This window comes from Pseudomonas sp. sp1636 (assembly GCF_030376615.1).
Classification (GTDB): domain Bacteria; phylum Pseudomonadota; class Gammaproteobacteria; order Pseudomonadales; family Pseudomonadaceae; genus Aquipseudomonas.
Genome location: NZ_JARRAB010000005.1, coordinates 213,871 through 229,135 on the forward strand (window position 1 = coordinate 213,871; position 15,265 = coordinate 229,135).

13 protein-coding genes are annotated in these 15,265 nt (G+C 63.5%); 9 read left to right on the forward strand and 4 right to left on the reverse strand.

The genetic code is table 11. The features are described from left to right. Positions 1 to 69: 69 nt before the first annotated feature. The 5 genes from P8H27_RS07410 to P8H27_RS07430 all read left to right on the forward strand — a co-directional run bounded on the left by P8H27_RS07410 (position 70) and on the right by P8H27_RS07430 (position 5,611). Positions 70 to 1,164: a polyamine ABC transporter substrate-binding protein gene (locus tag P8H27_RS07410; protein WP_289636419.1), complete on the forward strand. Its 1,095-nt coding sequence runs from the start codon at positions 70 to 72 to the stop codon at positions 1,162 to 1,164. 266 nt (positions 1,165 to 1,430) lie between these two features. Continuing rightward, positions 1,431 to 2,525 carry a polyamine ABC transporter substrate-binding protein gene (locus P8H27_RS07415; RefSeq protein ID WP_289636420.1) on the forward strand — a complete coding sequence of 365 codons (1,095 nt, stop codon included), beginning with the start codon at positions 1,431 to 1,433 and terminating at the stop codon, positions 2,523 to 2,525. Between the two features lie 53 nt (positions 2,526 to 2,578). After that, complete coding sequence (locus P8H27_RS07420) at positions 2,579 to 3,721, forward strand: ABC transporter ATP-binding protein (RefSeq protein ID WP_289636422.1); 1,143 nt, start codon at positions 2,579 to 2,581, stop codon at positions 3,719 to 3,721. Positions 3,722 to 3,747: 26 nt separating this feature from the next. After that, entirely contained in the window at positions 3,748 to 4,629 is an 882-nt protein-coding gene (locus P8H27_RS07425; protein ID WP_289636528.1) for an ABC transporter permease subunit, read from the forward strand. Between the two features lie 82 nt (positions 4,630 to 4,711). Further along, on the forward strand, positions 4,712 to 5,611 hold the full coding sequence (locus P8H27_RS07430; protein WP_289636424.1) for an ABC transporter permease subunit: 900 nt from the start codon (positions 4,712 to 4,714) through the stop codon (positions 5,609 to 5,611). A gap of 273 nt (positions 5,612 to 5,884) precedes the next feature. Here P8H27_RS07430 and P8H27_RS07435 read toward each other — a convergent pair whose 3' ends face one another. After that, positions 5,885 to 6,697, reverse strand: coding sequence for a TOBE domain-containing protein (locus P8H27_RS07435; RefSeq protein WP_289636426.1), 813 nt, complete (start codon positions 6,695 to 6,697; stop codon positions 5,885 to 5,887). Positions 6,698 to 7,038: 341 nt separating this feature from the next. Between P8H27_RS07435 and P8H27_RS07440 the strand changes: the two genes are divergently transcribed. From P8H27_RS07440 to P8H27_RS07450, 3 genes are all read left to right on the forward strand, one after another. Beyond that, positions 7,039 to 7,746 carry a succinate dehydrogenase iron-sulfur subunit gene (locus P8H27_RS07440; protein ID WP_289636428.1) on the forward strand — a complete coding sequence of 236 codons (708 nt, stop codon included), beginning with the start codon at positions 7,039 to 7,041 and terminating at the stop codon, positions 7,744 to 7,746. Positions 7,747 to 8,110: 364 nt separating this feature from the next. After that, a complete protein-coding gene (locus P8H27_RS07445; RefSeq protein ID WP_289636430.1) occupies positions 8,111 to 8,650 on the forward strand; it encodes a cysteine hydrolase family protein in 540 nt (179 codons plus the stop codon). Positions 8,651 to 8,774: 124 nt separating this feature from the next. Next, positions 8,775 to 10,715 (forward strand): DNA topoisomerase III, encoded by a 1,941-nt coding sequence (locus P8H27_RS07450; protein ID WP_289636431.1) that lies wholly within the window; start codon positions 8,775 to 8,777, stop codon positions 10,713 to 10,715. Between the two features lie 101 nt (positions 10,716 to 10,816). Here P8H27_RS07450 and P8H27_RS07455 read toward each other — a convergent pair whose 3' ends face one another. The 3 genes from P8H27_RS07455 to P8H27_RS07465 all read right to left on the reverse strand — a co-directional run bounded on the left by P8H27_RS07455 (position 10,817) and on the right by P8H27_RS07465 (position 14,208). Then, the gene (locus P8H27_RS07455; RefSeq protein ID WP_289636433.1) at positions 10,817 to 11,137 is read right to left on the reverse strand and encodes a hypothetical protein; all 321 of its coding nucleotides are present in this window, start codon (positions 11,135 to 11,137) and stop codon (positions 10,817 to 10,819) included. Between the two features lie 274 nt (positions 11,138 to 11,411). Then, entirely contained in the window at positions 11,412 to 13,430 is a 2,019-nt protein-coding gene (locus tag P8H27_RS07460; protein ID WP_289636435.1) for a methyl-accepting chemotaxis protein, read from the reverse strand. A gap of 199 nt (positions 13,431 to 13,629) precedes the next feature. Continuing rightward, positions 13,630 to 14,208, reverse strand: a complete 579-nt coding sequence (locus P8H27_RS07465; protein WP_289636437.1) for a DUF6436 domain-containing protein — start codon at positions 14,206 to 14,208, stop codon at positions 13,630 to 13,632. A gap of 124 nt (positions 14,209 to 14,332) precedes the next feature. On the opposite strand from P8H27_RS07465, the gene P8H27_RS07470 reads away from it, so the two are divergent. Then, complete coding sequence (locus P8H27_RS07470) at positions 14,333 to 15,265, forward strand: alpha/beta hydrolase (protein WP_289636439.1); 933 nt, start codon at positions 14,333 to 14,335, stop codon at positions 15,263 to 15,265.

Consider the following 15,265-nt stretch of genomic DNA (forward strand, 5'->3'; position numbering starts at 1 on the left):
TCACCGGAAGGTGCGGCAGGTAGGCTGCGCATCTTTCGGAAAATTTTTACAACAACAGGAGCTGTACGCATGAAAACATTCGGCAAAACCCTTCTCGCGTTGTCCCTTGCCGGGGCTGTGGCGGGTGCCGCGCAAGCTCAGGACAAAGTGCTGCATGTCTACAACTGGTCGGATTACATTGCCGAAGACACCCTGGAAAACTTCCAGAAAGAAACCGGCATCAAGGTGGTGTACGACGTCTTCGACAGCAACGAAACCCTGGAAGCCAAGCTGCTTTCCGGCGGTTCGGGTTACGACGTGGTGGTGCCGTCCAACCAGTTCCTCGCCAAGCAGATCAAGGCCGGGGTGTTCCAGCAACTGGACAAGTCCAAGCTGCCGAACTGGAAAAACCTCAATCCAGACTTGATGAAGGCCCTGGAAGCTGCAGATCCGGGTAACCAGTACGCTTTCCCTTACCTGTGGGGCACCACCGGTATCGGCTACAACCCGGAGAAGGTCAAGGCCGCGCTGGGCGTCGACACCATCGACTCCTGGGCCGTGCTGTTCAAACCGGAGAGCATGGCCAAGCTCAAGGAATGCGGCGTCTCCATGCTCGATGCGCCGGAAGAGATTTACGCCGCCGCGCTGCACTACCTGGGCCTGAACCCGATCGCGCAAAGCCCGGCTGACGTGCAGAAGGCCGAAGCGCTGCTGCTGACCGTGCGCCCCTACATCACCTACTTCCATTCCTCCAAGTACATCTCCGACTTGGCCAACGGCAACACCTGCGTAGCGGTTGGCTGGTCCGGCGACGTGTTCCAGGCCCAGGCCCGCGCCGAGGAAGCGAAGAACAACGTACCGGTCGCCTACGCGATTCCGAAAGAAGGCGCCGCCACCTTCTTCGACATGATGGCCATCCCGGCCGACGCCAAGAACACCGAAGAGGCCTATACCTTCCTCAACTACATCCTCACCCCGGAAGTGATCGCGCCGATCAGCGACTACGTGGCCTACCCGAACGGCAACAGCGCCGCCACGCCGTTGGTGTCGGAGGAAATTCGCACCAATCCGGGGATTTACCCGACCGAAGAAGCCTCCAAGAAGCTCTACACCTTTTCCGAGTTGAGCCCGAAAGTGCAGCGCGCGATGACGCGTAGCTGGACCAAGGTGAAATCGGGACGTTAAACCCTAGGTCGCACCCAGTTGCTGGCGGGGCGAGCCGCCAGCAACCCTAACAACACTAAGAAGGAAGCCTGCATGCGTCGCATAGCTTTTCTGGCACGCCTCAGTGTGGGCGCCATTCAGCGAATCACGACCGGCTGCCCCGTGGCTGCGCAGCGCGGCCCTGGCGTGCCGTCCGGGTGGCTGGTCGCCGCCCGCTGAGTAGCAAAAGACTTTTCCGCTAGAGCGCGGGCCCTTCCGGGGGCTGCCCGATAAAAGAGGATTCACGCATGCGCCTTTCTTTCGTTACAACCCTGATAGCCAACGCCCTGAGCCTTGGCCTGGTGGCCACTGCCCAGGCGGAGTCGAACGTACATATCTACAACTGGAGCGATTACATCGGCGAAAACACCCTCGCCGAGTTCCAGCAGGCGACGGGTATCAAACCGCTCTACGACGTCTTCGACAGCAACGAAACCCTGGAAGGCAAACTGCTCGCCGGGCGTTCCGGCTATGACGTGGTGGTGCCTTCCAACCATTTCCTCGGCAAGCAGATCAAGGCCGGTGCCTTCCAGAAGCTCGACCGCGGCCAGCTGCCGAATTGGCACAACCTCGACCCGGCACTGCTCAAGCAGCTGCAGGTCAACGACCCGGGCAACCAATATGCCGTGCCTTACCTGTGGGGCACCAACGGCATCGGCTACAACGCCGAGAAGGTCAAGGCGGCGCTCGGGGTCGACAAGATCGACTCCTGGGCCACGGTCTTCGAGCCGGAAAACATCAAGAAGCTCGCCAGCTGTGGCGTGAGCTTCCTCGACTCGGCCGACGAGATGATCCCGGCGATGCTCAATTACCTGGGCCTCGACCCCAACAGCATCAAGCCTGAGGATTACCAACAGGCCGAAGCCAAGCTGTTGGCCGTGCGCCCTTATGTCACCTACTTCCACTCCTCCAAGTACATCGGCGACCTGGCCAACGGCAACATCTGCGTGGCCGTGGGCTTCTCCGGCGACATGTTGCAGGCCGCCGACCGCGCCGAAGAAGCCGGCAAAGGCATCGAGATCACCTATGCGATCCCCAAGGAAGGCGCCAATCTGTGGTTCGACATGCTGGCCATTCCGGTCGATGCGGCGAACGTCGAGCAGGCCCATGCCTTCATCAATTACCTGCTGGAGCCGGCGGTGATCGCCGGGGTCAGCGATTACGTCGGTTACGCCAATCCCAACCCCAAAGCCGGCGAGTTGATGGATCAGGACGTACGCCACGACGAGGCGGTGTACCCGCCGCAAACAGTTTTGGACAAGTTGTACATCTCGGCGGAGTTGCCGAAGAAAGTCCAGCGGCGGATGACCCGCAGTTGGACCAAGGTCAAGTCAGGCCGATAATTTCAAACGTCTGGCCGCCGGGGTCAGGCGCAATTTTTGCGGGAGTTTTGGTAATGTCAGTTGCTTCCAGTACCTATAAAAAGGTTCTCGAGGGAGACCAGCAGCCCAAAGAGGTGCTGGTCAAGATCGAACGGGTGACGAAGAAATTCGACGAAGCGGTCGCCGTCGATGATGTCTCTCTGACCATCAACAAGGGCGAGATCTTCGCCCTGCTCGGTGGCTCGGGCTCGGGCAAATCCACCCTGCTGCGCATGCTCGCCGGCTTCGAGCGGCCGACCGACGGGCGCATCTTCCTCGACGGCGTGGACATCACCGATGTACCGCCGTACGAGCGGCCGATCAATATGATGTTCCAGTCCTACGCCCTGTTCCCGCACATGAGCGTGGCCGACAACATCGCCTTCGGCCTCAAGCAGGACAAGATGCCCAAGGCCGAGATCGATGCCCGGGTCGAGGAAATGCTCAAGCTGGTGCAGATGAGCCAGTACGCCCGGCGCAAACCGCACCAGCTGTCCGGCGGCCAGCGCCAACGCGTGGCCCTGGCCCGCTCGCTGGCCAAGAGCCCCAAGCTGCTGCTGCTCGACGAGCCGATGGGCGCGCTGGACAAGAAACTGCGTTCGCAGATGCAATTGGAGCTGGTGGAGATCATCGAGCGGGTCGGCGTGACCTGCGTGATGGTGACCCACGACCAGGAAGAGGCCATGACCATGGCCCAGCGCGTCGCCATCATGCACCAGGGCTGGATCGCCCAGATCGGCAGCCCGGTGGATATCTACGAGACCCCGACCAGCCGCCTGGTCTGCGAGTTCGTCGGCAGCGTCAACCTGTTCGAAGGCCAGGTGGTGGAAGACGCCGAAGGCCATGCGCTGATCGACAGCCCGGATCTGGAGCGCAACATCTTCGTCGGCCACGGCGTCAGCACCTCGGTGCAGGACAAGAGCATCACCTACGCGATTCGCCCGGAGAAGCTGCTGGTCACCACGCAGAAGCCCGACTGCGAGCACAACTGGTCGCGCGGCACCGTGCACGACATCGCCTACCTGGGCGGCCATTCGGTGTTCCACGTCGAGTTGCCGAGCGGCAAGATCGTCCAGTCCTTCGTCGCCAACGCCGAACGGCGCGGCGCACGGCCGACCTGGGACGATGAGGTCTATGTCTGGTGGGAGGACGATAGCGGGGTGGCGTTGCGCTCATGAATATTTCCCGAAGCATCAGTCGCCGGATGCCCAAAGGCCGGCACTTCGTCATCGGCGTGCCGTTCCTTTGGCTGTTCCTGTTCTTCCTGCTGCCCTTCATCATCGTGTTGAAGATCAGCTTCGCCGAAGCCGACGTGGCCATTCCGCCCTATACCGAGATCTACGCCTGGGCGGAACAGCAGCTGTCGATTGTCATCAACCTGGGCAACTACATCTTCCTCAGCGAAGACGACCTGTACCTGGCCGCCTACCTCGGCTCGTTGCAGATGGCCTTCTTCAGCACCCTGCTGTGTTTGCTGATCGGCTACCCGATGGCCTACGCCATCGCCCGCGCCGACAAGGAAATGCAGACGGTGTTCCTGCTGCTGATCATGATGCCGACCTGGACCGCGATCCTGATCCGCGTGTACGCCTGGATGGGCATCCTCAGCAGCAACGGCCTGCTCAACAGCCTGCTGCTGAGCCTGGGTCTGATCGACGATCCGATCCGCATCCTCAACACCAACGTCGCGGTGTATATCGGCATCGTCTACTCGTACCTGCCGTTCATGGTGTTGCCGCTCTACGCCAACCTGGTCAAGCACGATCAGAGCCTGCTGGAGGCCGCTGCGGATCTGGGCTCGAGCACCTACAACAGCTTCTGGAAGATCACCGTGCCGCTGTCGAAGAACGGCATCATCGCCGGCTGCATGCTGGTGTTCATTCCGGTGGTCGGCGAGTTCGTGATTCCCGAGCTGCTCGGCGGCCCGGAGACGCTGATGATCGGCAAGGTGCTCTGGCAGGAGTTCTTCAATAACCGTGACTGGCCGGTGGCCTCCGCCTTGGCGGTGGTGATGCTGGCGGTGCTGATCATCCCGATCATTCTGTTCAACCGTAGCCAGGCCAAAGAAATGGAGGGCAGAGCATGATGACGTTTCCTCGGAGTGTGCCGACCATTCTGTTCAACCCTCTGCATCAGCAACATCTGGCTAAGGAAATGGAGGGCCGCGCATGAAAAGTTTCAGTTTCTCCCGCTTCATGTTGTGGGCGGGCTTCGCGTTCATCTACCTGCCGATGCTGATCCTGGTGATCTACTCGTTCAACGGCTCCCGTCTGGTCACGGTGTGGGGCGGCTGGTCGGTGAAGTGGTACGTCGGCCTGCTCGACAACACCCAGCTGATGAGCGCGGTGATGCGCTCCCTGGAAATCGCCTTCTACACGGCGATCGCCGCGGTGATTCTGGGCACCCTGGCGGCCTTCGTGCTGACCCGGGTGACCCGCTTCAAGGGCCGCACCCTGTTCGGCGGGCTGGTCACCGCACCGCTGGTGATGCCGGAAGTGATCACCGGTCTGTCGCTGTTGTTGCTGTTCGTGGCCATGGCCCAGGTGATCGGCTGGCCGGCCGAGCGTGGCATCCTGACCATCTGGATCGCCCACACCACCTTCTGTACCGCCTATGTGTCGGTGGTGGTGTCCTCGCGTCTGCGTGAGCTGGATCTGTCCATCGAGGAGGCGGCCATGGATCTGGGCGCCAAGCCGCTGAAGGTGTTCTTCCTGATCACCATTCCGATGATCGCGCCGTCCCTGGCGGCCGGCGGCATGATGTCCTTCGCCCTGTCGCTGGACGACCTGGTGCTGGCCAGCTTCGTTTCCGGTCCCGGTTCCACCACCCTGCCGATGGAGGTGTTCTCCGCCGTGCGCCTGGGCGTGAAGCCGGAGATCAACGCCATCGCCAGCCTGATCCTGTTGTCGGTGTCGCTGATGACTTTCATCATCTGGTTCTTCGCCCGGCGTGCCGAGGCCAAGCGCAAGAAGGCCGTACAGCAGGCTATGGACGAAACCACCGGCATCCGCGAGCAGCAGGGCCCGGACAACCGCCGCGACCCGTCGCAGATCCACGCGACCGCCTAGCGCGTTGCCTGGGTAAGCAAACAAGGGTCACTGCGGTGGCCCTTGTTTGTGGGTGTGTTTTTTCCGGAGATGCCTGTCCGGATGCTTGTGGAATGGCTGTCCGAGTCCGCACGGAAGCCGCCCGCCGCGCCAACGCCTGCTTCGCCAGGCCAAGAGCCCGCTGGGGCACAGGCTCTATGCGCTGCGCGAACAGGCGGTGAGGCCGATATTCGGCGGCATCGAATCAGTTACGGGGGCGCCGGTTCCTGCTGCGCGGCATGCTGCCTCAACTGCTCAGGCTGGCACTCCGACAATCACGCTCGATGCCTTGAAAATCGCCGTAGCGGCCTGGCCTTCTGCGAGGCCCAGGTTGCAACTGCTCTCGTTGGTGACGATGGCTGCCAGCGCGGCGCCGCCGGGAAGTTCCAGCACCACCTCCGTATTCACCGCGCCGGCATGCACCCGCGTAATATTGCCAGTCAACCGGTTGCGTGCGGAGAAGCGCGCGCCCTCCTCATCGGTGACCAGGATGATTGAGGACGACTTGATCAGAGCCAAAGCTTCGCTACCGTGCATTAGCCCGAGTTCCGTGGTGCTTTCATGGGTGACGATGGCGACGATCTTCTGACCGCCAGCAATTTCCAGTTCGATTTCGTCATTGACTGCGCCGGTTTTCACCTGGGTGACGGTGCCGCGAAACTGATTGCGTGCGCTGGTCTTCATGCTCATTCTGCGGATCAATAGGTAATCATCGGCAATGCCCTCGGCTTGCCGGTTCAGTTGTTCAACGAAACGCAGGTGTTCACGCTCGATCAGGCGAAAGTTCTTCACTAACTGTTCGCCGCGCGGGGTCAGGCGCGTACCGCCGCCGCCCTTACCGCCGGCAGCACGCGCCATCAGCGGCTCGCCCGCCAGGTTGTTCATGGCGTCGATGGCATCCCAGGCGGCCTTATAGCTCATCTTGATCGCTTTGGCGGCCTGGGTGATGGAGCCGCACTCGGCGATCTTGGCCAGCAGGGCGATACGCTGTTCACCGCCGAACTTCTCGCCATCGACAGTCAGCCAGACCGAACCGTGCAGCTCCATGGCCCTATCTTTAGTTTCCATGAGCGTTCTGCTGCTCCTCAGTGGTTTCGTCGACGAAGCATATCGACAATTGCCCACAGTTACTGCCGCCGGGTGGGCGCAACGGCGGGCTTCCAGAGTTCGCCTCCCCTTGGGTCTTTGCGCGTGGGCGCGCGCACGCCGCGAATGGCCGGCGCGTATCCTGGCGGGGGCCGCTCACCGCCTGCCGGAGCGGGCAGTGCAGAGGCTTCAGTGGCCAGGCCTTGATCAACGGCTATGCTTCACCCGAGTCGCTATCCCGAGCGGCCGGATGCAGGCGCGGCGGGCTTGCCGGGTCGAGACGCGATCCACTCTCGCCGTAATGACCGCAGGGGCAACAAGCCATGATTGATGTACAAGTCTATCGCTACCACCCGGAACAGGAGCGGCAGCCCTGGATGCAGTCGTTGTCGTTGCCCGAGGAATTCCGCGCACGAATGGTGCTGGATGCGTTGGAGTTCCTGCATGAGGCCGATCCGACGCTGGTCTACCGGCGCTCCTGCCGGGAGGGGGTTTGCGGCTCGGATGGCATGAACATCAACGGCAAGAACCGACTGGCCTGCATCACGCCGGTCTCGGCGGCGCTGGGCACGGCCAGCGCACTGATTATCAGACCTTTGCCCGGCATGCCGGTCATCCGCGATCTGGTGGTCGACCAGAGTCTCTTCTTCAAGCAATACCAGAGCATCAAGCCATGGCTGATCAACCACGACCCGGCGCCGACCATCGAGCGCCTCCAGTCCCCCGAGGAACGCGCCAGGCTCGACGGGTTGTATGAGTGCATCCTCTGCGGCTGCTGTTCTTCGCAATGTCCGTCCTGGTGGTGGAATCCGGAAAAGTACGTCGGTCCAGCCGGGCTGCTGCAGGCCTGGCGTTTCATCGCCGACAGCCGCGACCAGGCCACGACGGAACGGCTCGAACGGTTGCAAGACCCGTTCAGCCTGTTCCGTTGCCGCAGCATCGGCAACTGCTCCTGGGTCTGCCCCAAGGGGCTCAATCCCATGGGGGCCATCGGCAAGATTCGCCAGGAACTGTTGCGCAAATCCACCTAGCGGCCTCGCTGGCATAGACGTTGTCGGGGGTATGCCTCTGGTCGATATTAGCCTTTCGTAAGGCGACGTCCCCGTTAGGTGTCGCATGAGGCGTAGGGCTTTTGTAGGCGCGGTTTCAGCCGCGAATTTCGCGGCTGAAACCGCTACGGGAGATCCTCACGCCTTGGCGTGTTTGTAGCAGTTAACGGCTAGATGGCTTTCGTTACCTGTAGCGTTGCGTCGAACACGAACCGCGCCGGCCGCCTCTATGCCATCGATGCGGGCCTCTGCAGGCCATGCGTTGAACAAGGCAACGCGATCCGCAACAATGTCGTTTCCGGGGGCATCGCCCTTGTTCCATCGGCCTGCTCCAAGGTGAAGCCGCATGACCACTGCACTGCTGATTATCGACGTCCAACAGGCACTCTGTACTGGCGCGGAAGCGGCCTTCGATATCGACCGGGTTATCGCAAGGATCAACCGCGTTGCCGAGCAGGCACGGGCCGCCGGGCTACCGATTGTTTTGCTCCAGCATGAAGAGAGCCACGGATCTCTTCGCTTCGGCACCCAGGGTTGGCAACTCGCTGAAGGGCTAGTGACGTCGCCGGATGATCTGCGAATGCGCAAGAGCACCCCGGACTCGTTCTTGCGAACCGACCTGAACCAGCGGCTCCAGGAATGGCAGATCACCCGTTTGCTGATCTGTGGCTTGCAGAGCGACTACTGCGTCGACACCACCACCCGCCGCGCCTTGGCGCTGGGCTATGAGGTAGTCCTGGTCGCGGACGCGCATTCGACGGTGGACAACGGGGTGCTCTGCGCCGCGCAAATCACGGCACATCACAACGCCACCTTGGCGAACATCACAAGCTTCGGGGCGCGGGCCGTCGTCGTCCCGGCCGCCGATGTGCGCGTCGAGGTGTAAAAGACTTTCGCCGGCACGCGTTTTGGTAGCATTTAACTGTACATCCATACAGATTGTGCTTGCCTGAACCCGCGCCGCTGCGCATGCTGTGCGCCATCGCGACAAGGAACCAATGATGGCGGCCATGCGGCTCTTTCTCTGTGAAAAACCTTCCCAGGCCAAGGACATCGCCAAGGTGCTCGGTGCCACCCGGCGTGGCGACGGTTGCTGGTTGGGCAGCAACCTGACGGTGACCTGGTGCATTGGCCACCTGCTGGAAACCGCCCCGCCGGACGCCTACGACGCCCGCTACAAACGCTGGGTGCTGACTGACCTGCCGATCATCCCCGAGCGCTGGAAGATGCTGGTCAAGCCCAAGACCGCCAGCCAGTTCAAGGCGGTCAAGCGTCTGCTCGGCGAAGCCGACGAACTGGTGATCGCCACCGACGCCGACCGCGAGGGCGAGATGATCGCCCGCGAGCTGGTCGAGCATTGCCGCTATCGCGGGCCGATCCAGCGCCTGTGGCTGTCGGCGCTGGACGATGCCTCGATCCGCAAGGCCCTGGCCGCGCTCAAGCCCGGCGCCGACACCTTCAGCCTCTACCAGTCGGCGCTGGGCCGCTCGCGCGCCGACTGGCTGATCGGCATGAACATGAGCCGGCTGTTCACCCTGCTTGGCCAGCAGTCCGGCTATCAGGGCGTGCTGCCGGTGGGCCGGGTGCAGACCCCGACCCTGCGCCTGGTGGTCGACCGCGACCGCAGCATCGCCGCCTTCGTGGCGCTGCCGTACTGGGCCATCGAGGTGGCGCTGCTGGCCGACGGCACCGCGTTCAGCGCCCAGTGGCGCGCGGCCCCGGACGTCTGCGACGAGCAGGGCCGCTGCCTCAATCAGGCCCTGGCGCAAGCGGCGGCGACGGCCATGGGCAACGCCGCCAGCGCCCAGGTGGTGAAGCTGCGTAGCGAGCGCCTGCGCGAGGCGCCGCCGCTGCCGTTCGATCTCGGCACCCTGCAGGAAGTCTGCTCGAAGAAGCTCGGCCTCGGCGCCCAGGAAACCCTGGACATCGCCCAGGCGCTCTACGAAACCCACAAGCTGATCACCTACCCGCGCAGCGATTGCGGCTACCTGCCGCTCAGCCAGCACGCCGAGGCGCCGGCCATCCTCGCCGCCCTGGGCCGCGTCGACCCCGCCCTGACCGGCCTGCTCGAGCACCTGCAACCGCAGCGCCGCTCGCGGGCCTGGAACGACGGCAAAGTCAGCGCCCACCACGGCATCATCCCGACCGCCGCCGCGCAGCACCTCGAACGCCTGAGCGGCAAGCCGCGGGCGGTCTACAGCCTGATCCGCGCGCGCTACCTGGCGCAGTTCCTGGCCAACCACGAATACGAGCGCACCCAGGCCGACTTCGACTGTGCCGGCCAGGCCCTGCGCGCGGTCGGCAAGCTGATCGTCGAGGCCGGCTGGCGCCGCGCATTGCCCGAAGCCCTGGCGCCGGCCAAAGGCCGCGAAGCGCCCCCCGCGCAAACCCTGCCGGCCCTGCGCGAAGGACAGGACTGCAGCGTGGCGGGCGTGACCCTCAAGGATCTGTGGAGCCAGCCGCCGAAACCCTTCACCGAGGGCGACTTGATCAAGGCGATGAAGAACGTCGCCAAGCTGGTCGACGACCCACGGCTCAAACAGAAACTCAAGGACACCACCGGCATCGGCACCGAAGCGACCCGCGCCGGCATCATCCAGGGCCTGCTCGAGCGCGGCTACCTGGTCAAACAGGGCAAGGCCCTGGCCGCCACTCCGGCCGCTTGCAGCCTGATCGACGCCGTCCCCCGCGCCATCGCCGACCCCGGCACCACGGCGATCTGGGAGCAGGCACTGGACATGGTGCAGAGCGGCGAGATGAGCCTGGACGAGTTCGTCGGCAAACAATCGGCCTGGATGAGCAAGCAGGTGCAACGCTGCGCCGGCCTGCACTTGACCATCAACGGCCCGGCCAGCCCGGCGGCCGGCGCACCCTGGAAGGGCAAGCGCAAGACCGGTAAACGCAAGGCGGCGGGGAGCAAGCGGGTAGCCAAGCCGGTTGGGCGAGGGTGAGCGGGTAGCGGGGGAGGCTGCAAATAATTGTGCTCGCGGCTCAAAGCATAAAGTGTGGTTTGTTGCCTATTGCCTTGCTCTCCCGCTGCATTGTTTCTGCCTCAGAGCGATGCGATCTGTTGAATGTAGCCAAGCTTCTCTTCTGACAAGCCCGTCAGCTGCGCCTCTTGGACGCGTCCTTCACGAATCAGCTGACCGAACACGAAGAGCAACTGCGAGTAGCGATAGTCGTATTTGCGCTCGATCTCGCGTTGCTGGCGCGCCAGGTATTCCTGGAGCGGCCACATCTCCTGCGGCTCCGTGATGGCGGCGGCTCTTGCCTTGAAGTCGGCCATGATCTCGGCCAGTTCGGTTGTGAGCGCCGCCTCGAATACGCGGTGCGCGAGCTTCTTCTCGGCAGCGAGCCACTTGAGATCGTGCATGGATACTCCTGACCGGCGCGACGGCCCTGCTTGGCACACGGAACACTTGGGGGCAGGCCGCAATGTTGCGCCTGCCCCCGGCTTCAGTTCGATTAAAGCCCTCACTACCCCGCTGTTCAACCTGCTCAGGGGCGGAGTCGATTGCCGTGTTACTCCGCCTCGCTGTGCGGCGGCCATTTTTGCCTTGTCGTGGCGGCCTCGCCAACTTTTTCCAGCGATCGCCAAGGCATGACTGCAAAGGCTGCCGGAGCACAAGCGGTGCGTCGATGCGCCATCAGGTGCGGAAGCGGCTGACGTTTTCCTGCAGGGTGTCGGCCAGGTCGCGCAGACGGCTGGCGGTCTGGTGGTTGCTCCCCACGGCCTGGCCGTTTTCCTCGGCCATGCGCGCGATCATTTCTACCTGCTGGGCAATTTCGTTGGAAACGCTGCTCTGCTCGCGCAACGCGTTGGAGATTTCTGCCACGGTGGCCTGCACCTGCTCGGCTGCCTCGCGGATGCGCGACATGGCCTCGCCGGCTTTCTTCGCCCGTGCCACCCCGGCGCCGACTCGTTCCACGCCCTTCTCCATGCCGGCCACCGCGCCCTGGGTGCCCTGCTGGATGCTCTGCACCATCTCGGAGATTTCCCGTGTCGAGTTGGCCGTGCGTGCCGCCAAATTGCGCACCTCGTCGGCCACCACGGCAAAGCCACGGCCCTGCTCGCCAGCCCGCGCCGCCTCGATGGCCGCATTGAGCGCCAGCAGGTTGGTCTGCGCGGCGATATCGCCGATCACCCCGACAATGGTGGAGATCTGCCCGGAGCGCTCGCCCAGTTCTTCGATGGTGCGCGCCGATTCGGCCACCGACACCGCGATCTCGCTGATCTCCTGCACCACCGAGGCCACAATTGCCCCGCCCTCGCGGGACAGCTCGCCGGAGCGCAGCGCCAGGGCGTCGGCATCGCCGGCACCACGGGCGATGTGCTCGATGCCCACGGTCATCTCCTCCACCGCCGCGGCCATGCTGGAGGCCGCATCGCTCTGCTTCTGCGAGGCGACATTGATTTGTCCGGAGGCGGCGACCAGATCGCGGGCCGAGTCGGCCACCTGGCTGGAGTTGTTCTTGATGCCGCCGATTAGCCCGCGCATGGTTTCGGCCATGGAATTGAAGCCGCCGGCAACGAAACGCAGCTCGTCATGCGCCTGCAGCTGAATATGGCTGCTCAGATCACCGCCGGCGAGCTTCTCGCTGCCCTCGCGCAGGCAACGGATGCTGGTCATCACCGACAGGTAGGCGCCCATCGACAGGTAGCCGATCACCGCCATCACCAGCAAGGCCAACGCCAAGTTGAAGTACAGCACCTGCTGCGCCGCCGCCATGCGCTGCTCCAGCAGTTGGTCGAGGGTCGGCAGCAGCACGTCGTACATCTGCGCGTAGCCGATGGCGATGCCCGCGGTGGTCATGTCGAAGAACTGCGCCGAGCTGGTGCTCTGGAAGTCGTCCCGCAGCACCATGCCGTTGACCACCTGCTCCACCGCAGCGATCTTGGCATGCATGGCCGCCACCGCCTGCTGCAGCTGGCTGCGCAGTTCCGGGCGGCGCTCGGCAACCTTGTTCAGGCCGTCATCCACCTCCGCCATGGCGCCCTTGATTTCTTCGTTGAGCACGATGATCGCCACGCGTTGCGCGTTGTCGGCGCTGCCCTGGGCCAGCACGCCCGCGCCACGGGCGCGCAGGCGACCGAAGCGCTCCAGCAGGAGCGGCAGGCGATTGGTCGCAGCGGTCATCAGATAAAAGCTCGCCTCGTCCGGGTCGAAGCTCAGGCCGTAGGCGTCGGCCAGCTGGATCTGGAACTTCAGCAGGCGGGCGATCAGCAGGGTGTGTGCATCGAAGTTTTCCGCGCGGCTGCGCTGCAGGCCGTCACGGCGCAGCGCCGCCCAGTCGCTTTCGATCTGCTGCCATTGCGTCAACCGGCGCTTTTCTTCGCTCAGTTCGGCGCGCAGCGCGGCCATGGCCCGCTCGACATCGGCCTCATGCTCACTGCGGCGGCCCTGCACGGCCGTGTTGCCGCTCAGCAGCATGGACGACAGGCCACGATGCTGCTGGGTCAGCTCGACCACCTTAGCCAGCGGACGGGTCAGCGCGGTGGCGACCAGTTCGTTGCGCGAACGCTCAATGGTGCGCTGCAGCTCGCCGGTCAGGCTCCACATCAGGTTGGCAAAAGCGAGCAGCACCAGCAGACCGATCAGGCCGAACTTGAGCGGGTAATTGAGCCTGTTCATCAAGGCTTCGGCCGGAGCGAATAGCGTTCTCATGGGTGGATCCTTGATAACTGGAAAAGCAGCTGGTGGACACACGACGGAACTTAAGCAAACAACAGGCCAATCTCGGCCTGTAAGAAGCTGTCGGCAGGTGGCGCGCAATACCTGACAGCATTAATCGGAAAGGGCGAGCTGTCCCTGATTACAGTCAAGCCAAAGGAGCATTCAGGGGCAGGTCGCGGTGTCGCTGTTGTTAGGGGGCCGCGTCGGGCCATTCGCAGAAACAACCTAGCGCCATGGTGTTGCTGGCGTTGACCGCGCGCCCGCTGCTCAGGGCTTCGAGAATCGGCTCGATGACACTGTTGCTCGAATTGCAGGTGAGTCCTTCGCTGTAGGGGCCGAAATAGGCCAGCTGGCCCTGTTTGTCCCAGATCGCCACTGCTGGGCTGGCCGGTATGCCGGCGCTGCCGGGGAGCGGGGCCAGGGCCTGCATGGCGCTCAGGCTGGCCGGCAACTGGCCCTTGCTGCCAGGCTTTTGCACGGCATGGAAGTTCACGCCCAGGGGGCCGAAGCGCTTGATCAGTTCGGCCAGGTGTTGCTGGTTGCCGATGCTGCACGGGCAGGCTGGATCCCAGAAATGCACCAGGCGGATCGGTCCGGGGCCGGCCAGTTCGGCGGGCAGGCGCAGTTCGTCGCCGGCAAACAGTGCGGTTTGCTGGTCGAATGTGCGCACATAGCGCGCCTCGAACCACCGGAAGGCCGCGAACATGGCCGCGATCCAGATCAGCGTGATGAGGCTGGCGAGCAGGGTCTTGCGGCTGAGCTGGGGCATGGCACGATCGGTAGGTAAAAGGACGCCTAGCTTGCCATGATCGGCCGGGCAGCAGAATATCTTTAACCGGCCGCGTGGCTGTACATGCACCGCGGGAAGCCCGCCTGATTGGATGGAAAGCTTTATGCCAGAACGTTTTCAGCCCGCCGACCTGGTCGCCAATCTGCGACCCTTGGCCGCAGCGACGACGGCTCTGCCGCACGAACAGGCGTACCGGCGTTTCTACGGTTTCGAGCAGTTGCCGAGCAAGGGCCGTCTGCTCGGTTATTTTCAGGTCGGCGATTATCGGATTGCCGCCCAGGTCTGGTGGCCGCAGGCGCCGCGCGCCACCTTGCTGTTGATTCATGGCTATTACGACCACAGCGGCCTGTATCGCCATGTGATCGAGTGGGCGCTCGGCCTGGGATTTGCCGTGCTGGCCATCGACCTGCCGGGGCATGGCCTGTCCAGCGGTGCGCGCGCCAGTATTGACGACTTCGCCGAGTATCAGTTGGTGCTGCAGGGCGCGCTGGAGCAGGCCGCCGCCCTCGATTTGCCGCAGCCCTGGCACCTGTGCGGACAAAGTACCGGCGGCGCCATCCTGATCGACTACCTGTTGACCGGGAAACCCGCGCCCGAAGTGGGCGAAACCATTCTGCTGGCGCCGCTGGTGAGGCCTCGGGCCTGGAACTGGTCGCAGCTCAGCTATCGGCTGTTGAAGCCCTTTGTCCGCGAGGTGCCACGGCGCTTCAGCGATAACTCGAGCGACCCCGATTTTATCGACTTCGTGCACAACCGCGATCCCTTGCAGCCGCGCAGCCTGCCAACCGCCTGGGTCGGCGCCTTGAGCCAATGGGTGCCGCGCATCGAGGGGGCGCCACGCAGCGCGCGCAGCCCGCTGATCATCCAGGGCGAAGCGGACATGACCGTGGACTGGCAGTACAACCTCGAGCTGTTGCAGGACAAGTTCGCCGCGCCCGAGATTTTCCGCCTGGCCGAGGCGCGCCATCACCTGGCCAACGAGTCACCGGCCTTGCGTCGGCGTTATTTCGATTTTCTCAGTGAGCGGCTGGCCTGA